The 25,698-nt window shown below is 67.9% G+C and carries 21 protein-coding genes and 2 pseudogenes; 13 read left to right on the forward strand and 10 right to left on the reverse strand.

Annotation, left to right across the window (positions count from 1 at the left end; translation table 11 throughout):
• Nucleotides 1-20: 20 nt before the first annotated feature.
• From N4G47_RS09695 to N4G47_RS09715, 5 genes are read right to left on the reverse strand one after another with little or no spacing between them, the layout of a single operon-like run.
• Nucleotides 21-1,049 (reverse strand): heavy metal sensor histidine kinase, encoded by a 1,029-nt coding sequence (locus tag N4G47_RS09695; RefSeq protein ID WP_475286754.1) that lies wholly within the window; start codon nucleotides 1,047-1,049, stop codon nucleotides 21-23.
• Nucleotides 1,050-1,056: 7 nt separating this feature from the next.
• Nucleotides 1,057-1,377: a hypothetical protein gene (locus N4G47_RS09700; RefSeq protein ID WP_475286756.1), complete on the reverse strand. Its 321-nt coding sequence runs from the start codon at nucleotides 1,375-1,377 to the stop codon at nucleotides 1,057-1,059.
• Nucleotides 1,374-2,063: a heavy metal response regulator transcription factor gene (locus N4G47_RS09705; protein WP_107230645.1), complete on the reverse strand. Its 690-nt coding sequence runs from the start codon at nucleotides 2,061-2,063 to the stop codon at nucleotides 1,374-1,376. The genes N4G47_RS09700 and N4G47_RS09705 overlap by 4 nt, the downstream gene beginning before the upstream one ends.
• Nucleotides 2,060-5,173 carry a multidrug efflux RND transporter permease subunit gene (locus tag N4G47_RS09710; protein ID WP_475286758.1) on the reverse strand — a complete coding sequence of 1,038 codons (3,114 nt, stop codon included), beginning with the start codon at nucleotides 5,171-5,173 and terminating at the stop codon, nucleotides 2,060-2,062. The genes N4G47_RS09705 and N4G47_RS09710 overlap by 4 nt, the downstream gene beginning before the upstream one ends.
• Complete coding sequence (locus N4G47_RS09715; protein ID WP_475286760.1) at nucleotides 5,170-6,339, reverse strand: efflux RND transporter periplasmic adaptor subunit; 1,170 nt, start codon at nucleotides 6,337-6,339, stop codon at nucleotides 5,170-5,172. Before N4G47_RS09715 ends, N4G47_RS09710 begins: the two co-directional genes overlap by 4 nt.
• 257 nt (nucleotides 6,340-6,596) lie before the next feature.
• Here N4G47_RS09715 and N4G47_RS09720 point away from each other — a divergent pair, with 257 nt between their 5' ends.
• The 6 genes and pseudogenes from N4G47_RS09720 to N4G47_RS09745 all read left to right on the forward strand — a co-directional run bounded on the left by N4G47_RS09720 (nucleotide 6,597) and on the right by N4G47_RS09745 (nucleotide 12,851).
• On the forward strand, nucleotides 6,597-6,896 hold the full coding sequence (locus N4G47_RS09720; RefSeq protein WP_475286762.1) for an EF-hand domain-containing protein: 300 nt from the start codon (nucleotides 6,597-6,599) through the stop codon (nucleotides 6,894-6,896).
• Between the two features lie 282 nt (nucleotides 6,897-7,178).
• Nucleotides 7,179-7,478, forward strand: coding sequence for a hypothetical protein (locus N4G47_RS09725; protein ID WP_107230649.1), 300 nt, complete (start codon nucleotides 7,179-7,181; stop codon nucleotides 7,476-7,478).
• 62 nt (nucleotides 7,479-7,540) lie between these two features.
• On the forward strand, nucleotides 7,541-10,300 hold the full coding sequence (gene mgtA, locus N4G47_RS09730; protein WP_475286764.1) for a magnesium-translocating P-type ATPase: 2,760 nt from the start codon (nucleotides 7,541-7,543) through the stop codon (nucleotides 10,298-10,300).
• Nucleotides 10,301-10,331: 31 nt separating this feature from the next.
• Nucleotides 10,332-11,066, forward strand: coding sequence for an MgtC/SapB family protein (locus N4G47_RS09735; protein WP_475286766.1), 735 nt, complete (start codon nucleotides 10,332-10,334; stop codon nucleotides 11,064-11,066).
• Nucleotides 11,067-11,164: 98 nt separating this feature from the next.
• Nucleotides 11,165-12,218 (forward strand): annotated as a pseudogene (locus N4G47_RS09740) (sensor histidine kinase).
• Nucleotides 12,211-12,851 (forward strand): annotated as a pseudogene (locus tag N4G47_RS09745) (response regulator transcription factor). Before N4G47_RS09740 ends, N4G47_RS09745 begins: the two co-directional pseudogenes overlap by 8 nt.
• Before the next feature lie 14 nt (nucleotides 12,852-12,865).
• Here N4G47_RS09745 and N4G47_RS09750 read toward each other — a convergent pair.
• Both N4G47_RS09750 and N4G47_RS09755 read right to left on the reverse strand, forming a co-directional pair.
• A complete protein-coding gene (locus tag N4G47_RS09750) occupies nucleotides 12,866-13,258 on the reverse strand; it encodes a DUF3224 domain-containing protein (protein WP_475286768.1) in 393 nt (130 codons plus the stop codon).
• Nucleotides 13,259-13,291: 33 nt separating this feature from the next.
• Nucleotides 13,292-13,726: an EamA family transporter gene (locus N4G47_RS09755; RefSeq protein ID WP_475286770.1), complete on the reverse strand. Its 435-nt coding sequence runs from the start codon at nucleotides 13,724-13,726 to the stop codon at nucleotides 13,292-13,294.
• A gap of 306 nt (nucleotides 13,727-14,032) precedes the next feature.
• Here N4G47_RS09755 and N4G47_RS09760 point away from each other — a divergent pair, with 306 nt between their 5' ends.
• Genes N4G47_RS09760 through N4G47_RS09770 form a run of 3 tightly spaced genes read left to right on the forward strand, consistent with a single transcriptional unit; the run spans nucleotide 14,033 to nucleotide 18,201 of the window.
• Complete coding sequence (locus N4G47_RS09760; RefSeq protein WP_475286772.1) at nucleotides 14,033-15,229, forward strand: cell surface protein; 1,197 nt, start codon at nucleotides 14,033-14,035, stop codon at nucleotides 15,227-15,229.
• Nucleotide 15,230: 1 nt separating this feature from the next.
• A complete protein-coding gene (locus tag N4G47_RS09765) occupies nucleotides 15,231-16,730 on the forward strand; it encodes a DUF6384 family protein (RefSeq protein ID WP_475286774.1) in 1,500 nt (499 codons plus the stop codon).
• 16 nt (nucleotides 16,731-16,746) lie between these two features.
• Nucleotides 16,747-18,201 carry a hypothetical protein gene (locus tag N4G47_RS09770; RefSeq protein WP_475286776.1) on the forward strand — a complete coding sequence of 485 codons (1,455 nt, stop codon included), beginning with the start codon at nucleotides 16,747-16,749 and terminating at the stop codon, nucleotides 18,199-18,201.
• Here the strand turns inward: N4G47_RS09770 and N4G47_RS09775 are convergent.
• On the reverse strand, nucleotides 18,198-19,376 hold the full coding sequence (locus tag N4G47_RS09775) for a low temperature requirement protein A (protein ID WP_475286778.1): 1,179 nt from the start codon (nucleotides 19,374-19,376) through the stop codon (nucleotides 18,198-18,200). The two genes, N4G47_RS09770 and N4G47_RS09775, sit on opposite strands and share 4 nt — an antisense overlap.
• A gap of 9 nt (nucleotides 19,377-19,385) precedes the next feature.
• Nucleotides 19,386-19,652: a hypothetical protein gene (locus tag N4G47_RS09780; protein WP_475286780.1), complete on the reverse strand. Its 267-nt coding sequence runs from the start codon at nucleotides 19,650-19,652 to the stop codon at nucleotides 19,386-19,388.
• Between the two features lie 203 nt (nucleotides 19,653-19,855).
• On the opposite strand from N4G47_RS09780, the gene N4G47_RS09785 reads away from it, so the two are divergent.
• From N4G47_RS09785 to blaL1, 4 genes are all read left to right on the forward strand, one after another.
• A complete protein-coding gene (locus N4G47_RS09785) occupies nucleotides 19,856-20,380 on the forward strand; it encodes an RNA polymerase sigma factor (protein ID WP_107230660.1) in 525 nt (174 codons plus the stop codon).
• The gene (locus N4G47_RS09790) at nucleotides 20,377-21,219 is read left to right on the forward strand and encodes a FecR family protein (protein ID WP_475286782.1); all 843 of its coding nucleotides are present in this window, start codon (nucleotides 20,377-20,379) and stop codon (nucleotides 21,217-21,219) included. Before N4G47_RS09785 ends, N4G47_RS09790 begins: the two co-directional genes overlap by 4 nt.
• A gap of 76 nt (nucleotides 21,220-21,295) precedes the next feature.
• Complete coding sequence (locus tag N4G47_RS09795; protein WP_475286784.1) at nucleotides 21,296-23,725, forward strand: TonB-dependent receptor; 2,430 nt, start codon at nucleotides 21,296-21,298, stop codon at nucleotides 23,723-23,725.
• Between the two features lie 95 nt (nucleotides 23,726-23,820).
• The gene (blaL1, locus tag N4G47_RS09800) at nucleotides 23,821-24,693 is read left to right on the forward strand and encodes a L1 family subclass B3 metallo-beta-lactamase (RefSeq protein WP_475286786.1); all 873 of its coding nucleotides are present in this window, start codon (nucleotides 23,821-23,823) and stop codon (nucleotides 24,691-24,693) included.
• 102 nt (nucleotides 24,694-24,795) lie between these two features.
• On the opposite strand, the gene N4G47_RS09805 is transcribed toward blaL1, so the two are convergent.
• Complete coding sequence (locus N4G47_RS09805) at nucleotides 24,796-25,326, reverse strand: DUF411 domain-containing protein (protein ID WP_475286787.1); 531 nt, start codon at nucleotides 25,324-25,326, stop codon at nucleotides 24,796-24,798.
• Between the last annotated feature and the right edge of the window lie 372 nt (nucleotides 25,327-25,698).

Raw genomic sequence — 25,698 nt, forward strand, 5'->3', positions numbered from 1 at the left:
CTCTACCCGGCGGCGTTCCTTCAGCCGACACTGAATCCCACCGTGGTCAGCCCGTCCTGGCTGGCCACGAATACTTCACCGCCGTGCAGTATGGCGATGGCCTTGACGATGGACAGGCCCAGCCCGTGGTGACGCTCTCCGCGGTACTCGCGGGCTTCATCCACCCGGTAGAAGCGCTCGAACAGCAACGGCAGGTGTTCGCGGGCGATGCCGTCGCCCTCGTTCAGCACCGCAATGCGGGCACCGTTGCCTTCGGCCTGCAGCTGCACCCGCACCACGCTGCCAGGCCGCGCGTGCTGCACGGCGTTGTGCAGCAGGTTGGTCAATGCACGCCTCAGCAGCGACGGATCGATGCGTGCGCTGGCATCACCTTCAATGCGCAGGGTCAGCCCGGCCTCTTCGAACAGCAGCTCAAGGAACTCTCCGGCCGTGGCCACCTCCTCAGCCAGGGACACGGTGCGGGTGTCCATGGCGATGTCACCCTGCCCGGCACGCGACAGGAACAGCATGTCGTTGACGATCGCGCGCAGGCGCTCCAGTTCCTCCAGATTCGACTGCATCACTTCCTGCAGGTCGGCGCTATCGCGCGGCCGCGACAGCGCGACCTGGGTCTGGCCCATCAGGTTGGCCAGAGGCGTGCGCAGTTCATGCGCCACGTCCGCATTGAAGGCATCCAGCCGCGTATAAGCGGCTTCCAGTCGATCCAGCGCGCCATTGAAGGCACCGGTCAGGTGACCCAGCTCGGCCGGCAACCCCGCAGTGTCCAGCCGCTGCGACAGTCGCTGGGGACTGAGTGAGCGCGCTTCGTCGGACAGGGCCCGCAAAGGTGCCAATCCCAACCGCGCGATCCAGTAGCCCAGGCCAGCCACCAGCAGCACGCCCAGCACGCCGGCCACCCACAGCGCTACAGCAAACCGCTGCAGTGCATGCGTATAGGGCTCGGAGTCGATGCCGATCCACAGGTCCACCGGCGGCCGCACGCCTTTGCCCGGCACGCGCTCGTAGAGCGTGCGCAGCCGGTGCGCACCGTCGCGTTGCAGCGTCCCCATGCCTCCGTCATGACTGCCGGGGGTGCACCTGCGGCTGCGCACTGCCGATACGGAACGTCGGATCATCGCTCCAGGCCCACACCAACGTGTCGCGGTCACCGGAAATCAGGTTGCCGACCTTCTCGCGCACCTTGGTCCAGCGCTCACGGGTATCGCACATCGCCACGCTGCCGCTCACTGCGTGCAGCTTGGTCTGCAGCTCGGCATGCTGATAACGCACGACCTGCCGTTCGAGCACGCCATACACACCGATGCCAAGCAGGGTGAACACCAGCAGCGCGGCCAAGGCGAACATCGCCGACAGGCGCTGCGCGATCGACCACCTCATCGCGGCCCGTCCTCGTCCTCGCGCACTTCCAGCACATAGCCCATGCCGCGCACGGTGTGCAGCAGTTTGCTGGGGTACGGGCCATCGAGCTTGCCGCGCAGGCGCTTGATCGCCACTTCCACCACGTTGGTATTGCTGTCGAAGTTGATGTCCCAGACCTGTGCGGCAATCACCGTCTTGGACAGGATCTGTCCACGCCGCTGCGCCAGCAGGGCCAGCAGCGCGAACTCCTTACCGGTGAGGTCCAGGCGCGCACCGTCACGATAGGCCCGGCGTGCCAGCAGGTTCACCTGCAGGTCGCCGACCTGCAGTTCGGTCGGCTCCTGCTGCCGGCCACGTCGCACCAGTGCCTGCAGACGTGCCAGCAGCTCGATGAACGAGAACGGCTTGACCAGATAGTCATCGGCGCCCTGCCCCAGCCCGTGCACGCGGTCATCCACGCGATCACGCGCGGTCAGCATGATCACCGGGGTCTGCTTGCTGCGGCGCAGCTCGCGCAGCACGTTGAAGCCATCCATGCCTGGCAGCATCACGTCCAGCACGATCACGTCGTAGTCGAATTCGCGGGCAAGGTGCAGGCCGGTCACGCCGTCGGCGGCCAGGTCCACCGCCCAGCCCTGCTCACCCAGGCCGGTGCGCAGGTAATGGGCGGTCTTGCTCTCATCCTCGACAATCAGCAGTTTCATCCGGGCTCCGTCAGCGCGGCACCTTCGGCTGCCCTGCGCTCGCGACGACGTTGCAGGAACAACCGGTCCAGGGCCAGGTAGATCACCGGGGTACTGTACAGGGTCAGCAGCTGGCTGATCAGCAGGCCGCCGACCACCGCCACGCCCAGCGGCTGGCGCAGCTCCGACCCGGTGCCAAAGCCAATCATCAACGGAATGGCGCCCAGCAGCGCGGCCAGCGTGGTCATCATGATCGGGCGGAAGCGGGTCAGGCAGGCCTCGTGGATCGCCTGCAGCGGCGACAATCCGCGGTTGCGTTGCGCGTCCAGCGCGAAGTCGACCATCAGGATGCCGTTCTTCTTGACGATGCCGATCAGCAGCACGATGCCGATCAACGCCATGATCGAGAATTCCAGCCCCCACAGCCACAGCATCAGCACCGCGCCGATGCCGGCCGAAGGCAGCGTGGACAGGATCGTGAGCGGGTGCACGAAGCTCTCGTACAGCACGCCGAGGATGATGTAGACCGCCAGCAGCGCGGCCAGGATCAGCCATGGCTGGCTGGCCAGCGATTCCTGGAACGCCTGCGCGGTGCCCTGGAAACGGCCGCTGATGCTGGCCGGCATGCCCAGCTGGACCTGGGCCTGATCAACGAGCTGCACCGCCTCACCCAGCGATACACCCGGGGCCAGATTGAACGACAGATTCACCGCCGGCAGCATGCCGTTGTGGCTGATCGACAGCGGCCCGTTGCCCGGCGGCTGCACCTGCGCCACCGCCGACAGCGGCACCATCTGCCCGGTCAACGGCGAGCGCAGGTGGAAGTAGGACAGCGCGTCGACCTCGCCGAGCAGGCTCGGTGCGATCTCCAGGATCACCCGGTACTGGTTGGTCTCGGTCTGGAACTCGTTGATCTGGCGTTGGCCGAACGCATCGTAGAGCACCTGGTCGATGTCATTGGCGGTCAATCCGAACCGCGCTGCCGCAGTGCGATCGATCTGCAGCCGGGTCACGCTGGCGCCGACCTGTTGGTCATTGGATACATCGCGCAGCTGCGGCAGCCCGCGCAGGCGTTCGGTCAGCTGCTCGGCCCAGCGTGACAGTTCGCGGCTGTCCTGGCCGCGCAGTGCGTACTGGTACTGCGTGCGCGCCGGCCCTGCGCCCAGATTGATGTCCTGCGCGGCGCGCATGTACACGGTGATGCCCGGCACGCTGGCCATCTTCGCGCGCAGGCGGTCGATGAACGCATGCACGTCCACATCGCGGTCGCCGCGATCCTTCAGCACGAACCAGAAGCGGCCGTTGGACAGGGTCTGACTGCCGCCGGTGGCACCCACCGCATGATTGTAGGCCTGCAACGCCGGGTCCTCGGCAGCGATAGCGGCCAGCTGCCGGTGCTTGGCCGCCATCTGCTCGTAGCCGATGTCCTGCGCCGCCTCGGTGGTGGCGATCACGAAGGCGGTGTCCTGCAACGGGAAGAAGCCCTTGGGGATCATCACGTAGGAGGCCACCGCTACCGCCACCGTGGCACCGAAGCCAAGCAGCACCGTGCGCTGGTGGCCCAGCGCCCATTGCAGGCTGCGGTCGTAGCCGGCCAACAGGCGACCGGCCAGCGTGTCCTGGCCGTCTCGATGGGCGGGCATGCGTTTCATCAGGTGCGCAGCCATCATCGGCGCCAGCGTCAGCGAGGCCACGATCGAAATCAGGATCGCCACCGTGATGGTCAGCGCGAACTCGGCGAACAGGCGCCCGACCACGCCGCCCATGAACAGCAACGGGATGAACGCGGCGATCAGTGACAGGCTGATCGAGACTACGGTGAAGCCGATCTCGCCGGCGCCCCTCAGCGCCGCTTCCATCGGCCCCAATCCGGCCTCGCGATGGCGGTGGATGTTCTCCACCACCACGATCGCATCGTCCACCACGAAGCCGACCGCGACCACCAGCGCGACCAGGGTGAGGTTGTTCAGACTGAAACCGGCCACGTACATCGCCGCGAACGTGGCCACCAGCGCGACCACCAGCACCGCACCGACGATCAGCGTGGCCGACAGCTGACGCAGGAACAGCCCCATCACCAGCACCACCAGCACGATGGTCAGCACCAGGGTCACTTCCACTTCGTGCAACGAGGCGCGGATGGTGCGTGTGCGGTCGTTGAGCACCTCCACATCGACACTGGCCGGCAGATTGGCGCGCAGCACCGGCAACGCGGCCAGCACCGCATCGGTGGTGCGCACGATGTTGGCCCCCGGCTGGCGGCTGATGATCAGGCCCACGCCCGGCTGCCCGTTCGGCCACGCCTGTACATATGCGTTCTCGGCACCGTCCACCACCTGCGCCACATCGCCGAGCGTTACCGGCGAGCCGTCGCGGTAAGCGACCACCAGCTGCCGATAGTCCTGCGCGTCGAACAGCTGGTCGTTGGCCTCGAAGGTGGACGTGCGCTGGCCGCCCATCAGCGCACCCTTGGCCTGGTTGAGGCTGGCGTTCTGGGCCACGCCGCGCAGATCCGACAGGGTCATGCCCATCGCTGCCAGCCGCTCGGGCTGGGCCTGGATGCGGATGGCCGGGCGCTGCTGGCCGACGATGTTGACCTCGGACACGCCGCTGATCTGGCTGATCGAGCGCGCCAGCCGGCTTTCGGCCAGATCGCTCAGTTCGGTCATCGACATCTGCGCCGAGACCACGCTGAGCACCAGGATCGGACTGTCGGCCGGGTTGACCTTGCGCCAGGTCGGCAGGTTCGGCAGATCGCTGGGCAGGCGCCCGGCGGCGGCATTGATCGCCGCCTGCACTTCCTGCGCGGCGGTGTCGATGTCCTTTTCCAGATCGAACTGCAGGGTGATCGAGGTGCTGCCCAGCGCACTGGTGGAGGTCATCTCGATGATGCCGGGCACGCCGGTCAGCTGCGTTTCCAACGGCGTGGCGACCGCCGAGGCCATCGTTTCGGCGCTGGCACCGGGCAGGTTGGCATTGACCCGGATGGTGGGGAATTCCGCTTCCGGCAGCGGCGCCACCGGCAACCGCGGCAATGCGGCCACGCCGAGCAGGATCACCGCCAGCGTCAGCAGCGTGGTGGCCACCGGATGCCTGACGAACCAGCTGGACAGCGAAACCCGCGCGCTCATGGTGCGGCCCCGCGCTTGGCCGCCGGCGCCGAAGCAGCCTCGGCAACCACCACGCCCGGGCGCAACCGCGACTGGCCATCACGGACGATCACATCGCCCACCCGCAGCTCGCCCTGCACCGCCACTTTGCCGTTCTCGGATTCACCGACGCTGACCGGCAGCACCTCAACGCTGCCATCGGCCACTACCCGATAGACAAAGCTGCCCTCGATGCCACGCTGGATCGCCGCGGCGTCCACCACCAGCGTGGCCGCGCTCTGCCCGGTACGCACGCGCACGCTGACCAGCTGGCCCGGCCACAGGCGATCATCGGCATTGCCAAAGCGTGCGCGCAGGCGCACGGTGCCGGAGGTTTCCTCCACCTGGTTGTCGATCACCTGCAAGGTGCCGTCGGCCAGCAGCTGGCCACCATCGCGGTCCAGCGCCTGCACCGGCACCACCCCGGCCGCAAGGGCCTGGCGCAGCTGCGGCAGCGCATCCTGCGGCAGCGCGAAGACCACCGAGATCGGATCGGTCTGCTGTACGGTCACCAGGCCCTGGGTATCGCTGGCGCGCACCAGGTTGCCCGGGTCGACCTGGCGCAGGCCGATGCGGCCGTCCATCGGCGCCAGGATGCGGGTATACGACAGCTGCACCTGGGCGGCATCCACCGCCGCCTGGTTGCCGCGCCCGGTGGCCTGCAGCTGCTGTACGGTGGCGGCCTGCTGCTCCAGCATCTGCCGCGACACCAGCTGGTCGCTGGACAGGTGCTGCAGGCGCGCCAGATCGGAGCGCGCGGCATCCAGCGTGGCCCGATCGCGGGCCAACGCGGCCTGCGCCCCCAGATCGGCGCGGATCGCCCGATCATCAATGCGTGCCAGCAGCTGTCCCTCGCGTACCTTCTGTCCTTCCTCGAACAGCACCTCGGTCAACACGCCATCCACCTGTGGTCGCAGCACCGTGCTCTGCAGCGACTGCACGGTGCCCACGCCACTTCGCCAATGGGCGATGTCCTGCTGTTCGACCCGGCCGGTGACCACCGGCACCGGCGGTGGCGCGCTGGCCGGTTGCGCATCTCCGCGCGACACACCATGGAACAGCATCAGCAGCGAGAGCACGACCAGCAGCAGCGCCCCCAGAGCCAGGTGACGACGACGCAATCGTGCGGACAGCAACGGGATTCGCATTGTGAGGGTCCATGCCGGTGCCGGCGCGGGGGCTGCGCAGGCCTGTTGCCATCCTCTCCGGCCGGCTCCAGCACCCTGCTGTCGCCTGGCTGACAATTTCGACAGGTGGATCTCCGATTGCTGCGCGCAGGCGCGGGTGAACGCGGTCCCAATGCCAGCGCCGGCAGCGCACGATTCTTCGCGTACCCCTTACAGATCGGCGCCGATCATCCGGCCGTGGGCGCCGTGGTGGCTGCCCCCGCCAACAGGAGCACGCCATGACCGGTTTCCGTTTCGTTCCCGCCGCCCTCGTTGTTGCAGCCGGCCTGCTGCTGGGAGCGTGTTCCAAGCCACAGGAGCCCAGCAAGACCTCCGCCGCCGATGAGGTGACCCAGGTGAAGCTGATTCCGCCCTATGAATCGCTGGACAAGGACAAGGACGGCATCGTCACCCTGGCCGAGGTCGACGCGGTGGCACCCGATTGGGCGCAGCGCCTGCATGCCTGCGATACCGACCGTGACAAGACACTGACCCGCGGCGAGTACGACGTGTGCAGGAACACCAGCGGTTCGCACTGATCACGATTCCGGCGCGGCCAGGCAGCCGGCTATACCAAGGTATAGCCCGGCTAACCCACGGGCCTCTAGGACTGCCCCATTCAGGGGCGGACAATAGCGCCACTGGCCAGGGCAACCCCGGCCCGCCCCTTCCCTCAAGGAGACGCAGATGGATCCCGACCCTGCCGGGCGCGATGCGCCCCGCACGCCCGCTTGCTGCCTGTTCCTGGCGCCTGCCCGCCGGTCCCTGCCTGCCTGAGTGACGGGGGATCGCCAGGCGCCGCCTGCCTGGAGATCGCCCCCATGTCCTACAAGATCCTCTACATCACCTTGCGCCGCCTGATCGGTGAGCGCGATGTCGCCGCCCTGCGCAGCCAGCTGCTGCAGCACGGCCCGGTCATGTTCGCCCGCGCTCTGTCGCTGGGCTCGCCACGCGTGGTGGCCGATGCGCTGTCACTGCTGCCGATCAGCGAGCGCATCAACGTGCTGCGCCACCTGCCCTACCCGCTGCGCGATGCGATGAAGCCACTGTGCATCGGCGGCAGCCAGCGCCTGCACATGCAGCCATGGTCGCCGGCCGTGTTGGCCATGCGCCACGCCTGAACTGTTCCATTCCATCCGTTCGTGTTCCGGCCACGGCCGGCTCTGACATTCGAGGAGTTCCCATGAGCCTGCTCAACGCCTGGTTCAATGCCTTCCTGCGCAGCCGTCGCGCGGGCAATCTGTTCGGCCGCCGCGCAATGCCCGAGGCTGGTTTCGGCCCGGGCAGCGCGGACGCTGCACCTTTCACGCTGACTACCGGCCTGGTCACCCTCGCCCAGCAGGATGAAGCCCAGCTTCTGGACACGATGGCCTCGCACGCCGATGGCCTCAGCGCGCACGAGGCCGAGGCACGGTTGGTCTCGCTCGGCCCCAACGAGGTGGATCACGAAAAGCCGCTGCCCTGGTGGCGGCACCTGTGGCAGTGCTACCGCAATCCGTTCAACCTGCTGTTGAGCGTGCTGGCAGCCGTGTCGTGGCTGACCGAGGACGTCAAGGCGACGATCGTGATCGGTGCGATGGTACTGCTCTCCACCCTGATCCGCTTCGTGCAGGAAGGCCGTTCCAACCGTGCCGCCGAGCGGCTGAAGGCGCTGGTCGGCAATACCGCGCGTGTGCTGCGACGCAATCCGGGCACCGAGGCGGCCGATGTGGCCGACCAGTACTTCGGCGCGCATCTGCACAGCCGAGGCCCGGCACGGCTGTTGGACCTGCCGATCCGCGAGCTGGTGCCCGGTGACCACATCGTGCTGTCGGCCGGCGACATGATTCCTGCCGACTGCCGCGTGCTGACCGCCAAGGATCTGTTCGTGGCACAGGCGGCGATGACCGGCGAGTCGCTGCCGGTGGAGAAGTTTGCCCACCCGGGCGACGGCCTGGCCGGTCTGCTGGAACAGCACAACCTGTTGTTCATGGGTACCAATGTGGTCTCCGGCACCGCCACGGCCGTCGTGCTGGCCACCGGTAACCGCACCTACTTCGGCACGCTGGCCCAGCGCAGCACCGCCACCGACCGTGCGCCGACCGCCTTCCAGGCCGGCGTCAACAGCGTCAGCTGGTTGTTGATCCGTTTTGCGCTGGTGATGGTGCCGTTCGTGCTGCTGATCAACGGCTGGACCAAGGGCGACTGGACCGAGGCGTTCCTGTTCGCGCTGTCGGTGGCGGTGGGCCTGACCCCGGAAATGCTGCCGATGATCGTCACCTCCACCCTGGCCAAGGGCGCCGTGCTGCTGTCGCGGCGCAAGGTGATCGTCAAGCGCCTGGATGCGATCCAGAACTTCGGCGCGATGGAGGTGTTGTGCACCGACAAGACCGGCACCCTCACCCAGGACCGGATCGCGCTGGAGCGGCACACCGATGTGTTCGGCCATGACTCGGAGGACGTGCTGAAGTTCGCCTACCTCAACAGCCACTTCCAGACCGGGTTGATCAACCTGCTCGACCGCGCCGTGCTGGAGCACGTGGAGCTGCAGAGCTCGCTGAGGCTGTCGCAGGATTACCACAAGGTGGATGAGATCCCGTTCGACTTCCAGCGCCGCCGCATGTCGGTGGTGGTCTCCGAACGCGAGGACCACCATGAGCTGATCTGCAAGGGCGCGGTGGAGGAGATGCTGGCGGTGTGCAGCACCGTGCGCGAGAACGGCCAGGACATGCCGCTGGACGAGCAGCGCCTGGCCCGCGTGCGGCAGACCACCGAAGAACTGAACGAACAGGGCCTGCGCGTGGTGGCAGTGGCGATGAAGGAGACCGCCGCCAGCCAGAGCGTGTACTCGCAGGCCGATGAGTGTGCACTGACCCTGGTCGGCTACGTCGCCTTCCTCGACCCGCCGAAGGAATCGGCCGCACAGGCGCTGCAGGCACTTGCCACGCACGGGGTGGAGGTGAAGGTGTTCACCGGCGACAACGAGCTGGTCACCGCCCGCGTGTGCGCCCAGGTCGGGCTGGATGCCGACACCATCCTGACCGGCCCGCAGATCGAGCGCATGGATGACGCTGCGTTGTCGCGGGCGCTGCACCACCACCGCGTGTTCGCCCGGCTGACGCCGCTGCACAAGGAGCGCCTGGTGCGCGAGCTGCGCGCCCAGGGCAAGGTGATCGGTTTCCTCGGTGACGGCATCAACGACGCCCCCGCGCTGCGTGCGGCCGACATCGGCATCAGCGTGGACAGCGCCGTGGACATTGCCAAGGAGGCCGCCGACATCATCCTGCTGGAAAAGAACCTGATGGTGCTGGAGGAAGGTGTCATCCAGGGCCGGCGCACGTTCAACAACATGCTCAAGTACATCCGCATGACCGCCAGCTCCAACTTCGGCAACGTGTTCTCGGTGCTGGTGGCCTCGGCGTTCCTGCCGTTCCTGCCGATGCTGCCGTTGCAGCTGCTGGTGCAGAACCTGCTGTACGACATCTCGCAGATCGCCATTCCGTTCGACAACGTGGATGAAGAGCTGGTGCGCAGGCCGCTGAAGTGGAATCCGGCCGACATCGGGCGCTTCATGGTGTTCTTCGGGCCGATCAGCTCGATCTTCGACCTGACCTGCTTTGCGCTGATGTGGTACGTGTTCGACGCACGTACCGCCGCCGATCAGAGCCTGTTCCAGTCCGGCTGGTTCGTGGTTGGCCTGCTGACCCAGACCCTGATCGTGCACATGATCCGTACCCCGAAGCTGCCGTTCCTGCAGAGCATCGCCGCACCGCCGCTGCTGCTGATGACCTGCCTGATCATGGCCATCGGCGTCGCGTTGCCGATGAGCCCGCTGGCTGGCTACTTCAAGCTGCAGGCCCTGCCGGCCGGCTACTGGCCGTTCCTGGTGGCGATCCTGTTCGGCTATGCGGTGCTGACCACCGCGCTGAAGCGCTTCTACATCCGCCGCTACGGCTGGCAGTAACGGCCCGCCGCCTTGTCCAGGGAGAAACCTATTGGACATCAATCCGAACCTGCCGGCGTTCAACGCCGGCGCGACCCTCAGCTCGCTGATCAGCCTGTCGGTGGCCTTCGTGCTGGGCACGGTCATCGGCCTGGAGCGGCAGCTGCGCCAGCGCACCGCCGGCCTGCGCACCAATACGCTGGTGGCGGTGGGCGCAGCGGTGTTCGTCGACCTGGCCGTGCGCTTCCATGACCTGTATGGCGGCCCGCCGTCGCCGCTGCATGTGGTGGCCTACGTGATCTCCGGCGTCGGCTTCCTCGGTGCCGGCGCGATCATGAAGGATGGCGCGCAGGTGTCCGGCCTGAACACCGCCGCCACCCTGTGGGGTTCGGCGGCGGTGGGCGCATGTGCCGGCATCAAGCTGCTGCCGGAAGCGGTGATGGCCGCCGTATTCGTGCTGGCTGCCAATACCCTGCTGCGGCCGGTGGTGAACCGCATCCAGCGGCAACCGCTGCCGGAAGCCTTCAGCGAGGCAACCTATGCGATCAACGTGGTCTGCCAGCGCGAGCAGCAGGCCGAGGTGCTGGACCAGCTGTTGCTGCTGCTGGAGCAGGCGCAGTATCCGGTGCGTGCGGTGGACCAGCGCCCCTTCGGCGAACGGGATGTTGAACTCGAAGCGGTGCTGTACGCCACCACGGTCGATGCCGCCGAGCTGGATGCGGTGCTGGCGACCCTGGCCACCACGCCCGGCGTGCTGCAGGGATTCTGGAACGCCAGCCTGGAATAGTGCCGGCCGCTGGCCGGCAGCCCCGTGGCCTCCGGGCGCGCGCGTGCCGACCGACGGCGCTTTGCTATCCTTTCCACCCACGCCAGGGAGCTGTCCCGATGCCATCGCTGTCGCCCCGCCGCCCCTTGGTGCTGCTGGCCCTGATCGTCGTGATGGCGGCGATCTTCCTGCTCGATACCGTCACCGACTACGCCGTTGCGGCGGCATGCTTCTACGCGGCGGTCATCCTTGCCGCCTCGCGCGTGCTGGGCGCGCGCGGGCTGATCACCCTGGCCATCGCCTGCGTCGCACTCACCGCGCTGAGCTTCTTCCTCACCCGCTTCGGCACCTACCGCATCGGCCTGGTCAATTCGGTGATCGGCATGCTGGTCATCGGCATCACCACCTATCTGGCCTTGAACATGGAAGCGGCCAAGGCGGCGGTGCAGGAAGCGCAGGGCCGGCTGCTGCGGGTCGCGCGGGCGTCCACCGTGGGCGAGCTGACCACCTCCATCGCGCATGAAGTGAACCAGCCGCTGGCGGCCATCGCCAGCAGTGCCGAGGCCTGCCAGCGTTGGCTGGCGCAGGACCCGCCGAACGTGGACAAGGCGCGGCAGACCGTGGCCCGGATCCTGGCCGACGCGCATCGCGCCGGCGATGTGATCGCCCGCATCCGTGGCCTGACCCAGGGCGCGGCGCCGGAACGTCGCGCCTTCGACCTGAATCAGGCCGTCGAGGAAATGCTCGCGCTCTCGCGCAGCGAGCTGGATCGGCATGGCGTGGTCGTCTCCCTGCTGCTGGAGGCCGATCTGCCCCCGTGCGGGCCGATCGTGTGCAGGTGCAGCAGGTCATCGGCAACCTGATCCTCAACGCCGTGGACGCCATGGAGCCAGTGCCCACCGCCGACAGGCGCCTGTCGCTGCACACCCGGCGCGACGGCCCTCGATCAGCCTCAGTGTGCGCGACCGCGGCGTGGGCCTGCCGGCCGACCAGCACGAGCGGGTGTTCGATGCGTTCTGGACCACCAAGTCACATGGGCTTGGGCTCGGCCTGAGCCTGAGCCGTTCGATGATCGAGGCCAACCACGGCCGCATTCGCGCCGAGCGACCCGCCGGCGGCGGCGCCTGCTTCGTGTTCGAGCTGCCCATCGCCACGGAAGCGCCCCATGCGTAAGCCTGCTGCCCCCGCGCCGATCCGGCACCCATCGTCTACGTAGTCGACGACGATCCGTCGGTGCGCGCCGCGCTGGAAGACCTGCTGGCCTCGATGGGCTTGCAGGTTCGGGCCTTCGCCTCGACCCAGGCCTTCCTCGAACACGAACGGGAAGATGCACCGGCCTGCCTGGTGCTGGACGTACGCATGCCCGGCCAGAGTGGCCTGGAGTTCCACCGCACGATGGGCAGCCTCGGCCTGCAGCTGCCGGTGGTGTTCATCACCGGCCACGGTGACATCGCGATGGGCGTCAACGCGATCAAGGACGGCGCCATCGAGTTCCTGACCAAACCGTTCCGTGACCAGGAACTGCTGGATGCAATCCACAAGGGCATCGACATCGACCGCCAGCGGCGCCGCGAAGGCGAGGCACTGGACGCGCTGCAGCAGCGCTGGAACACGCTCAACCCAGGCGAGCGCGAGGTGGTTGATGGCGTGGTACGCGGCCGCCTCAACAAGCAGATCGCCGGCGACCTCGGGGTCAGCGAGATCACGGTGAAGGTGCGTCGCGCGCAGGTGATGCGCAAGATGGGCGCGCGCACCCTGGTCGATCTGGTGCGCATGTACGACCGCCTGCAGGCCGGCGCGGGCTGACTGCGGTCAGTCGTCTAGCCCGCATCCGGCAGGCTGTACAGCAGCCGGTAGTCGTGGCGTCCCTGGGTGATGCTGATCTCCAGCGTCCCGGCCAGGCCCTGCAGGCCATCGCTGCCCGAATCAGGCACCACCACCACGCTCAGCGTCGGCGTGCCGCGGGCCATCAGCCCGTTGTGCTGCAGGGTGAAAGCGCCCTCGCGGCCGGCCAGTACCGCGGTCACCCGCTCCATCGCCACGTAGCCGGCCGAGCCTTCCACCGGCGTGCGGAATGCCAGCATCTGCCCGACGCTGCTGCCCTGCAGATCGCCGTGGAAGATCTTGTCGATCGACAGCACGCCGATCGGGCCGTCGTTGCCGCCGATCGGCAGCAGATTCACCTCAAACGTACCGCGCGCTTCACCCTGCATGCTGTTCTCCCATGGGGAACGTAGCGGACATCACTACTTTTTCGTGGCCAGCACGATGACGCCGGCCAGCACCAGGCCGATGCCGCTCCATTCGCGCAGGCTCGGCCGCTCATCCAGCAGCAGGTAGGCCAGCACGATCACCAGCACCACGCTGAACTTGTCGACCACCGCCACCTTGGCCAGTTCGCCACTCTGCAGCGCGCGGAAGTAGAACCACCACGAGGCGCCGGTCGCCAGCGCCGACAGTACCAGGAACAGCTGGGTACGGCCGGGCAGGAGCAATGGGTTGGACCATTTACCGGTCATCACCACCAACGGCACGATCACCGCAGCGACCACCAATGTGCGGATGGCCATGGCCAGGTCCGAATCAACCCCCTTGACGCCAACCTTGGCGAACAACGCGGTCAGCGCCGCGAACACGGCGGACAACCCGGCCCACACCAGCCACTGCGGTAGGTTCTGCACGGTCGCCTCGCCGGTCGCCCTCGATGGGCGTCCGGCAAACGCTACTCCACCCTGCCATCGGTGGGGCTTCACCTGACCCTCACCCTCGCTACAATGGGCCCAGAATCGCCAGGGGCGATCTGCAGGGAACGCGTCATCCATGTTCGACCAGGACACCCTCCGCGCCCGCATCGGGCCGGTGGCCCTTGCCCGGGCCACCCTGCCGCGCAGCCGATGGCTGCCGCGTCCCATTCCCTTCGTTGCGCAGCACCCTGCCCGCTCGGCGCGGCAGGTTCCTCATTGCACGCCCTGACCGGAGCCATCGACATGTCCGACAACACCCTCCTTGCCACGCCGACCGCTGCGGCGCCGATCAAGTATCTGGACCGCGCCATGGCCACCCTGCGCAGCCTGGGCCTGGCCGCACCGCAGGAGAACAACGCACCTGCCGTCGCGCTGGTCTCGCAGCTGGCGACGCTGGACCAGGGCCGCGTGGTGGCCATCGCACGCGTGCTGCAGCAGTCGGGGCATTTCAACGCCGTGATGCGTGATGAAATCAGTTCGGCCAAGGTCTCCGACCGCTACACCGATATCATCCGCGCCTTCGACAGCATCCGTGACGATGCCAGCAACATGGTCAAGCAGGTCAGCGACGGCAAGATCGACATGGGCGAGCGCCTGCAGAACCTGTGGATGAAGGTTACCCGCGGCGACATTCCCAGCCGCTTCGAAAAGATCCGCCACACCTTCCTGGACGTGAGCCGCGATGCGGCCGAGCAGCTGCAGCGCGAGTCGCGCGTGCTGGAGATGTACGGCGATTTCCGCCTGTCGATCAAGGACGCCGAAATCCAGGCCCACGAGCTGCTGAAACTACAGGAGCAGGCGCTGGCCGATGCGCGCGACGTACTGAAGCAGGCCCAGCAGCGCGTCGACTCCGCCGACCCGTCCGCCGATGCCGCCGACACAGGGCGCCTGGTGATGGCGCGCGATGAGGCCCTGCGCAATCAGCAGACCGAGGAATCGCGCTTCCAGCTGGCCAAGGACCTGGCCGAGAACCTGCAGGTGAACTACGCCACCTCCGAGGCGATCATGCTGCGCGTGCACCAGTCGCACGAGGTCAAGCGCCGCGTCAACGAGCGTTCGGTGGTGTTCTTCTCCACCAACGAAACCAGCTTCACCGCCTTGAATCTGGCCTTCACCACGCAGATGGGCCTGCACGAATCCACCCAGGCGCTCAACGCGATGACCGAAGGCACCTCGAAGGGCCTGGAAGCGGTCGCCAGCATCGGCGACGAGGTACTGCACCAGGGCCTGAAGGCCGGCTACGGCGGCACCATCGGTGTCGATTCGGTACGCAAGCTGGTCGATGCGGTGGTGCGTTTCCAGGAGACGTCGCTGCAGGAGATCGAGCAGCTGCGCAGCCAGGCCACCCGCGATTCGGCGGAGATCGCCAGCTATGTCGAACAGGGCAAGCAGCGCTTCGCCGCCCTGCTGCAGGCACCGCCGAGCCCGGAGCCGCGCTGACGTGAGTGCGACGATGGCGCCTGCCGAGCTGCAGGATGCGCTGCTGACCATGGATGTGGTCGACCAGCTGCGCTACCGCAATGCCGAGATGAAGGCACTGGCCGACAGTGGCCACGACAACGCGACACTGAAGCAACGCCTGCTCGAGCTGTACCGCTCGCAGGGCATCGAGGTCTCCGACGAGATCCTCGAGGCCGGCATCCAGGCCCAGCGTGAACAGCGCTACCTGTACACCGCGCCGAGTGGCTGGAAGGCGTGGCTGGCCAGGCGCTGGATCGATCGCAGGCGAGTGCTCAGATGGGCGCTGACGGTCGCGGCGGCGCTGCTGGCGCTCGGCATGGTGCTGCTGCTCGCGCGCGGCTTCGGCGCCTTCGTGCGTGAGGCCAACATCGAGAAGAATGTCCAGGTCCTCAACGACAGGGTCACGGCGCAGCAGCAGGCCATCGGTCTCGCACGCCACGCGCTGGCCGCGCAGGAACAGGCGCTGCAGGGGCTGTTGCCGCGTACCACGGCCAGTGGTGAACGCCTGCAGCCGCTGACCGAAGGGGCACAGGCTGCGCTGTCTGAAGCGCAGCGGCGCTTCGCCGAGGTGCCGGCAGCGGACGCCCTGCTGCCAACCCTGGTACGCCGCGACCAGGTCACCCGGGTCAGCCACGGCAGCACGGCCACCGCCGGCCAGGCCGCCGACTGGGTGGAACAGCAGCGCCAGGCCGCCGAGCAGGCGCTGACGCGGGCACAGCAAGCCCTGCCCGTCCTCAGCGAACGAGTCGCCACGCTTGGCCAGGCCACCGATGCAAGCGAACTGCTCGATGCCACCAACCTTGCCGCCAAGGCCGCACGGCTGACCCCGGATGCAGAGCGGCTGCGCGCCCGCACCTATACCGACGGCGACGTGGCCCTGCGTGCCGGCGACATCGCAACGGCCGGTCAGGCCACGGCCACCCTCAAGGAGCTGATCGGCAGTGCCGGCAAGCTGGCCGCGCTCAATGAGCGCCTGGCCCAGCTCAGGACCGATGGCCTGGCCACCGGGGTTGCCGGCGACGACCGCAAGCGCCTGCAGCGTGCGCTGGATCATGCGGCCACCCTGATCCGCGTCGAGACACTGGCCGAAGCCGGGCCGGCGCTGGACCAGGTCGCCGGGCTGGTGGCGATGCTGCAGCAGACCCTGGTCTACCGCATCGTCAACCGCGACGATGAGCGCACCGGCGTATGGCGCTACAACGAGAACGCCAATGGCGGACGCAACTACTACCTGGTGACCGAGGCACTCGACGAAGCCGGCAACGCCGTCACCATCACCGTCCGCAACGAAGAAACCGGCAAGGACGAACAGGTCACGCTGTTTGCCGTGCGCGTGCCGCAGGCCACCTACAACCGTGTAGCGGCCGACAAGCAGGACAACGGCATCATCGAAGACGACCAGATCGGCAGCAAGCCGCGCGGCAGCCTGTCGCCGCGCTTCCGCATGCCCACCACCGGCGGCTACATCACCCAATGGTGATGCCTGAGGAACTGACATGAGTGACCTGAATACCGCGATGGCTGACGTCGAAGCCGAGATCGCCGACCTGCAGGCCCGCCTGGCCACGCAGGGCAACCAATGCCGGGAGCTGGTCAAGGAACAGGACGTGCTGCGCGAGCAGACCCGTGCCGATTTCGATGCACTGGCCCGGCTGCAGGCCGAGGCCAGCAACGAGGTTGAACCTGCCGTTGCCCGCGATCTGCTGCTGCAGTCGCGTGCCGACCTGGACCGCCGTGAACGCAAGGGCCGTACGCTGGAGGGCGAACTGCAGCGGCTGCTGGATGAGGAGCAGGCATTGCAGCAGCGCTCGCTCGATGCCGCGGCCGCGCGTGATGCCGCCGGCGAGCGGTTGCAGCAGCTGCAGGATCAGGTGGAGGCCACGCTGCGCAATGACAGCGACTTCCTGGCCCTGCTGGACACCCTGCAGCTGGCGCAGGCGCGGTGGGATACCGCCGAGCGCATGGCCGGTTCGGCCCAGGCCGAACATGATGCCAAGGCCGGCGCCTACCAGGCCGATCCGATCTTCATGTACCTGCTGTCGCGCGACTTCGGTGGCAGCGGCTACCGTGGTTGGCCGCTGCTGCGCACCGTCGATGGATGGCTGGCCGAGCTGTGCGGCTACGACCGTGCCCGCCGCGAGTACCGTACCCTGACCGAGCTGCCGGGCTACCTGCAACAGCATGCGGCGCAGGCCCGCGAACAGGCCGAGCAGGCGCACGCCCCGGTACAGGCCGCCCGCGATTCAGCCGCGGCGCTGTCCGGTGGCGGTGTGCTGCGCAGCATCCTGCGGGATGCGCAGGGTGCCCTGGCCCAGGCGCTGCTGGACGAACAGCGGCAACGCCAGGCGGTGGATGCCCAGCAGGCGAGGATCACCGACTTCCGCAGCTGGTCCGACACCGAGGGCCGTTCGGTGCTGGTCACCCTGGCGCGCGCCCTGTCCTCGCGCAACCTCGACGATCTGTACCGCCGCGTCGCCGCGACTGCCACGGCCGAGGACGATGCGGTGCTGGAGCGGATCCATGCCCGCCGCCTGCGCCTGACCGAGATCGAGGGAAGCGTTGGTCAGCACACGAGCGACATGGAGACGCTGAAGGCGTCGCTGGCATCGCTGCAGGCCACCCGCCGCAGCTACCAGCTCGCGCTCGATGCCGAGCGCAGCAGCTATCGCGCCCCGGCCCGCAGCGTCGCCGAGCCGATCATGACCTCGCTGTTCGCCACCGCCAGCAGCCGCCCGCGGCGCTCCAGCACCGCCTCCTCCGGCGGGTTGTTCGATTGGGGATCGAGCAGTTCCAGCAGCTCGGACTCCCGTTCGAGTTTCTGGTCGGGCTCCGGCTCCAGCTCCAGCTCCAGTTCCAGCTCCAGCTCGGGCTCCGGTTCCAGCAGCGGCGGCTTCCGCAGCGGTGGCGGTATCAGCGGCGGTGGCGGCTTCAAGACCGGCGGCGGCTTCTAGCTGCTTGCCTGCTGGATGCGCCGTTTCAGCCGTGTATCCAGCAGACCCACACCCAGCAGCACCAGGCTGGTCAACCAGCCGGCTGCCAGCAGGTGGGTCAGTGGCAGCAACAGGCCCAGCACCAGCAGTGCCACGGCACCGAACAGATGCGAGCGTGGCGCCCGGCCATACACCACGCGTTTGTACAACGCGCTGCCCAGCAGGTAGATCAGCGGGCCGGCCACCATCAGCGCGGCATACGCCGGCGTCACCGCCGCCCCCGGGTGGTCCATCACCAGGTCGTTGCCGACCGCGGTGGCAATGATGCCGGCGATCAGCAGCGCATGCACATAGTGGAAGTTGGCGCCCATCCGGCCCGGATCGTCGGCATGGGTGATCGCCTCGGTGGCGTCGCCGCTGGAGATGCCGAAATACAGCCACCACATGGCGAGGGTTCCGGCGAAGGTGGCCAGCACAGCCGAGACCACCGCACCACTCCAGTGCTCCACCTCGCTGAGCACACCGCCGGTGGCCAGCAATGTCTCTCCCAGCGCGACGATGACGAACAGCTGGCAGCGCTCGGCCAGATGCCCACCTTCGATCGTCCATTCGCGGGTGTGCGAGCGGCCCAGCCCGGGAAAGGCAAAACCGAACATCGGCGAAACGTACTCGCAGGCCACCGCCAGCGCCCACAGCGCCAGCCGTGCATGGCCCTCGGCCGCCGCACCGGCCAGCCAGAAACAGGCCGACACGCACACCCAGGCCAGCATGCGGCGGAAGTTCGGCGTCAATGCATGCGTGCCGCCCACCTCGTACAGCACAAAGGCGGTGCGCCCCACCTGCATCGTCGCGTAGGCCCCGGCGAACACCCAGGCGCGGTCGGCAAAGGCCTCGGGAATGGACGAGGACATCAGCAGTGCCAGCAGCATCGTGGCGAACAACAACCCGCGGATGCGCGGCGCCTGCGGGTCGAACCAGTTGCTGACCCAGCAGGCGTACTGCCAGCCCAGCCAGACCGCAAACCACAGCACCAGCGTCTGCAGCACCCCGGCCAGGCCCAGGTGGTGCAGCAGGTGGTGGCTGAGCTGGGTGACCGCGAACACGTACACCAGATCGAAGAACAATTCTTCGTAGGTGACCCGGGCGTGGTGGCCATCGCGCTGGCGCAGCGCCGGCAGGCGCAGGGGTGTGCTCATCGGAAGCCCTCAGCGCGCCAGGCGCCAGTAGGCAAGGCCGGCCAACAGCGCCGGCACCGCAAATACCAGCAGCAGGATCGGCACCTCTTCCCTGAAGGCGTAGCCGGCCCGGTAGACCCCCACCCACAGGTTGGCCAGCGCCAGCACCAGCCAGGTGGCAACAAAGGCCAGCAACGCCGCCGGCAACTGCGAGCTGCCCACGCTCCAGAGACGCCCGAACAGCATGAACACCGCCAGCAGCAGCACACCGGCGATGATGACCAGAAGTACGTGCATGTCTCGCTCCCTCAGCCCGGGTGCAGGCTGGCACGGGCCGATTCTGCGCGCCAGACGATGATCGTGTTTTCACCATCCAGGCCCACCGAACAATGGCCTGCATGCGGTATGGATGGCAAATGCGAACCGTTCCCATTAATATTCCATCACCGCGCAGGGATCGTCCTGTTGCGCGACCCGCCTTTCACCCTCGCCCGTTCCGGATGCACGAGTCGCCCTCATCGCCACTGCCCGCCGCACCGCTGCTGTCGTCACTGGTGCGCCACTACGAGGAACTGGTCGACTACCTGCGCCGTCGCTTCCGCTCGCCCGGATTGGCCCGCGAAGTGGTGCACGAGGTCTGTCTGCGCCTGCTCGAGCGCCCGGCCGTACAGGACGCACGGCAACCCATCGCGCTGTTGCGCCGCATCGCCCACGACGCTGCGGTCGACCGTTGCCGTGCCGAAGACCTCCGCCGGCACTGGGTGGAGCCGCGCGCCGAACTGCCCGATGGCGCCTGCGCGCGACCCGGGCCGGAACAGCAGGCGCAGGGACAGCAGGCGCTGCAGCGCTTGAGCACCACCATTGAACGCATGCCCTGCCGGCGCCAGCAGGTGTTCATCCTGCACAAGATCCACGAGCTGCCGCAGGCCGAAGTGGCACAGCGCATGGGGATCGGCCTGAAGGCGGTCGAGCGCCACCTGCGCCTGGCCATGGCCGATTGCCGACTGCACGCCGGGCCGCAATGAAGCCGGTGCCTCCACCGCAGCCGCCGACCGAGCCTGCCCCCACCGAACAGGTGCTGGAGCAGCACCGCGATGCGCTGAAGCAGCGCTTTCCGCTGCCGCCGCCGGCCGCCCTGCAGCGCCGACGCGGCGGACGCATCGCAAAGACCGTCCTGCCCGTGCTGCTGGTGGCCATCAGCGCCGTGTGCATCGCCGACCCGGCCTGGCAGGTGCGCGACTACCAGACCGCCGTGGGCGAACGGCGCCAGATCACGCTGCCCGATGGCAGCCATGTCCTGCTCGATGCCGGTACCCGGCTGCAGGTACGCCGCCACCTGCGTTCGCGGCAGGTGCTGCTGGCACAGGGCCAGGCGCGCTTCGACGTGCGGCATTCGGCGTGGCGGCCGTTCCAGGTCGAGGCCGGGCCGGTGCACGTGCGCAACTACGGCACCGTGTTCGATGTTGACCGCCAGGGCGACCTGAGCGAGGTGACCCTGTGGCGCGGTGAGGTCGGCGTGCGCGTGGAAGGCGGCGGCGCCGAACAGCGGCTGAAACCCGGACAACGCGTGCTCGCCCAGGCCGGCTCACTGACACCGCCGGAGCCGGCCAGCCCGGATCGCGCCGACTGGACCCGCGGCCGTCTGCAGTTCGATCGCCTGCCGCTGTCCGAGGTGTTGCGCATCCTGCAGCGCTATCACGACCGTCCGATCGTGCTGGACGATCCAGCGTTGGGCCCCTTGCAGGTCTCGGGCGTGTTCGATGCCGACCGCGCCGAAACCGCCGTGGCGCTGTTGCCGGAGATCCTGCCGGTACAGGTGCATACCGCCGCCGACGGCAGCCTGCACCTGCGCGCGCGCCGGTGATCCTCCCAGCAAGGCTGAGGGTGGGTTGCGCGCCGTTCCATCCGGCAGGTGCGTGAACCCCTCTGAAGGACCCTGCATGACCCGCCCCGTTCCGCCCGCCGCCCTGCGCCGGCTGGCCCCCGCCCTGCTCGCGGCCTGCCTGTGCGCCGCGTTGCCCGTTGCCGCGCAGACCCGCGCTCCCACCACCGTGGAACTGCACCTGCCGGCTGGGCCACTGCAGGCATCGCTGAACGCACTGGCCCGGCAGAGCGGCATCCAGCTGCTGTTTGCCGCCGACAGCACCCGCGGCCGCAGTGCGCCCGCGCTGGAGGGCCGCTACACCCCGCGCGACGCGCTGCAACGCCTGCTGGCCGGCCACGCGCTGACCCTGCAGGAACGTTCGCCCGGCGTGTTCGTGGTGAGTGCCGCTGCGGCACCGGCACCGGCACCCGCCAAGGCCAGCGCCTCGGCACGGGCCACCCCGGCTGCGGGCCCGACCTCGCTGGCACGCGTCACGGTCTCGGCTTCCACCGCGCGCATGCCGCAGGGTGAAACCGCCATGCCCAACACCATCACCGTGCTGACCCGCGAGGACATCGCCCAGCAGCTGGCGCTGGGCTCGGACGTATCGCGCGTGCTGTCGGCGCAGATTCCGGCCTTCGCGCCCGCGCGCGAGAAGATGTCCAACTACGGCGAGAGCATGCGTGGCCGCGGCATCCTCTACATGGTCGACGGCGTGCCGCAGTCCACCCCGCTGCGTGATGGCTCGCGCGATTCGCACACCATCGACCCGGCGATGATCGAGCGCATCGAGGTCATCCACGGCGCCAACGCGTTGCAGGGCATCGGCGGCACCGGCGGCATCGTCAACATCATCACCCGCAGCGCCCCCACCGAGCCCGGTGCCTTCCTGCTGGACAGCAACCTGACCTACAGCAGCGCCCTGCCCAACCGCCACGATGACAACGGCCAGCGTGCCTCGGCCCTGGTGGGCGTGCGCGGCGATCGTTTCGACCTCGTCGCCGGCCTCGCCTACGAGCGCCAGGGCCTGTTCCATGACGGCGAAGGCCGTTCGATCGGCACCAATGCGCAGGGCGAGCTGATGGATTCGACCTCCACCAACGTGTTCGCCAAGCTGGGCTGGAACCTGGCCGAGGGCCATCGCCTGCAGGTGATGGCCAATCGCTACGAGCTGCGCGGGCTGGACAACTACGTGGCGGTGAATGGTGATTTCCGCAGCGGCCGGCCGACCCTTTCAGTGCCCGGTGATACACCGCTGGACCCGCCGATGAACCGCTCGCGTTCACTGACCGTGGATTACAGCGCCGCCGATCTGCTGGGTGGCCGCTTCCAGGCCCAGGCCTTCGCGGTGGATTTCGAAGGACGCTACGGCGCCAGCCAATGGGACCCGTGGGGCAATACCGGTGCCAACGCGGCCTGGGACCAGACCCAGAACGAATCGGACAAGCGCGGCTTCAAGCTGACCCAGAGCTGGACCCGCATCGCCGATACCACGCTGGATGTGACCGTGGGCCTGGATGGCCTGCGCGATCGTACCCATCAGGTGTTGCTGGCCAGCGGCATGAACTGGGTACCGTTGACCACCTACCAGAGCCTGTCGCCGCTGCTGCAGCTGCACTGGTGGCCCACCGATCACCTGATGCTGTCCGGCGGCCTGCGTTACGAGAAGGGCGAGCTGGAAGTGGGTGACTACACCACCCTGCCGCGCTACGGCGCGCGCAAGGTGGCCGGTGGCAAGCCGACCATGAGCGAGACGCTGCCCAACATCGGCGCAGTCTGGTACATCAACGACCGCCTCAACGCCTACGCCTCGTACTCGGAGGGCTACACGGTGGCCGACGTCGGCCGCGTGCTGCGCGCGATCAACCGCGACGGCCAGCGCGTGGACAACCTGGTCGACCTGTCGCCGGTGGTGTCGGACAACCGCGAGATCGGCCTGGAGTACGACGACGGTCGCTTCAGCGGTGACATTGCCTACTACACCTCCGAATCGAAGCTCGGCTCGGTGCTGGTCTACGATGCCGGCATCGACGCCTACAACGTGCAGCGCCAGGCCACCCGCGTGGAAGGGTTCGAAAGCAACCTGCGCGTGCGCCTGGGTGATGCCCGCCTGGGCCTGGGCTATGCGCGCGCCAACGGACGCTACGACGCCAACGTCGATGGCCGCCTGGACAGTGACCTGGCCGGTGTCAACATCGCACCGAACCGGCTGACCGCGTTCTGGGAACAGAACTGGACCCCGCAGCTGAGTACGCGCCTGCAGGCCAGCCATGCCTTCGACCGTGATTTCGACCAGCTCGGCAACCGCGTGGCGACCTTCAACGGCTACACCACGATGGACCTGGTGGCGCGCTATGTGTTGGACAAGCACAGCTTCACGCTGGGCGTGCAGAACCTGGCCAACAAGCAGTACATCAGCTACTACTCACAGACCACGCCGTCGAACCCGAGCTACTTCGCCGGCCGTGGGCGGGTGCTGAGCCTGGGCTGGCAGTACCGGTACTGAGCCATGGCGCCCTTATGGGAGCCATGAAATCTATGCGCGACGCGATGAAGGAGGCCCATGCTAGTTTCTGGGCCTCCTTCAGACGGACATGCACCATGCGCAGTTCCCTGCTTGCTTTCGCCCTCGCTGCCACACTGCCTGTCATCCAGGCACATGCCGCTGAGGCACCGCTGCCGCAGCTGCGCGCCTATACCGTCGACGCCTCCTGGCTGCAGCCGATGGCACCGCTGCAGATTGCTGACCACACCTGGCAGATCGGCACCCAGGAGCTGACCGCCCTGCTGGTGCAGACCGCCGACGGCGCGGTGCTGCTGGACGGTGGCATGCCGCAGATGGCCGACCACCTGCTGGCCAACATGAAAGCGCGTGGGGTGGCCCCGCAGGATCTGCGATGGATCCTGCTCAGTCATGCGCATGCCGACCACGCAGGACCTGTGGCGGAACTGAAGCGGCGTAGCGCTGCGCATCTGGTCGCCAATGCCGAATCGGCCGTGCTGCTGGCACGCGGCGGCAGCAACGATCTGCACTTCGGCGATGGGATCACCTACCCGCCGGCCAGCGCCGACCGCATCATCATGGACGGTGAGACTGTCTCCCTCGGCGGCATCACCTTCACCGCCCACTTCATGCCCGGCCACACCCCGGGCAGTACCGCCTGGACCTGGACCGACACGCGCGGCGGCAAGCCGGTGCGCATCGCCTACGCCGACAGCCTAAGCGCGCCGGGCTACCGGTTGCAGGGCAATGACCGCTATCCGCGCCTGGTCGAAGATTACCGGCGCAGCTTCGCCACGGTGCGCGCCCTGCCCTGCGATCTGCTGTTGACCCCACATCCCGGCGCCAGCCGCTGGGATTATGCGGCCGGCAGCAAGGCGGCGGTCAACGCAATGACCTGCAAGGCCTACGCCGATGAGGCCGAGAAGAAGTTCGACGCGCAGCTGGCCAAGGAAACGGCCCGGGCTCGCTGATTCTGTAGAGTCGAGCTTGCTCGACTGAAGCAGAGCAGTCGAGCAAGGCTCGACTCTACAAAGAGCAAGCCGAGCGTAGGCTCGGCTCTACAGGGAAGGCGATTACGGGTGCTGGGCGAACGGCTCGGTGCTGCCATCGGTGCGCACCAGCTCGACGGTGTACGGCTGCACGTAGCCATCGGGCATTTCCATCCCCGGCGAACCGGCCGGCATGCCCGGCAACACCAGCCCACGCGCAGCCGGGCGTTCGGCCAGCAGGCGCTTGATGTCCGCGGCCGGAATGTGGCCTTCCACCACGTAGCCGCCGATCTCGGCGGTGTGGCAGGAGGCCTTGCCGACCGGCACGCCAAGGCGGACCTTGATCGGGTTCATGTCGTCGGTGTCGCGCACCTCCACCTGGAAGCCGGCGGCTTTCAGGTGGTCCACCCAGACGCCGCAGCAGCCACAGCTGGCGGTCTTGTGCACGATCGCAACCGGCAATGCCGGATCGACCTGGGCCACGACGGCCGGTGCAGATACAGGTGCAGCTTCGCTGGCGACCGGGGCGACGCTGGATTCGTCGGCAGCGCGCGCGCAGGCGGCGGTGGTCAGAACGGTGCCCAGCAGCAGGCCGAGGGAGAGAGAACGGTTCATGGAATGATTCCTTTGCAGTAGCGGGCAATGCAGCCCGCCGCCCGCGCGTTGAACGCACAGGCAGAGACAAGAATGTGTCGTGCAATCGAGACGGACGCAGCGCGCCCGCAGGGAATCAACCGATGGGGGGCCGCAACGGGTCGAGCATTGGCGGCGGCGCGCGTTGCGACGGACTCGCCGCCAGCGGCGCCTCGCGCCAGGGCGAGGCCGGTGTTCGATTCGCGGTCGCCAGCATGCCCAAGCAGGCAGGCGGGCACTCACACTCTCCGCTCTGGCAGGCCATCAAAGCCGCATCACCGCAGCAGCCAGCCGCGGTCATCGCGGCCGAGTGCGGTGCGGCACAGTGCTCCTGCCCGGCTGTTCCGCTGTACG

The organism is Stenotrophomonas sp. GSD10, assembly GCF_056172695.1.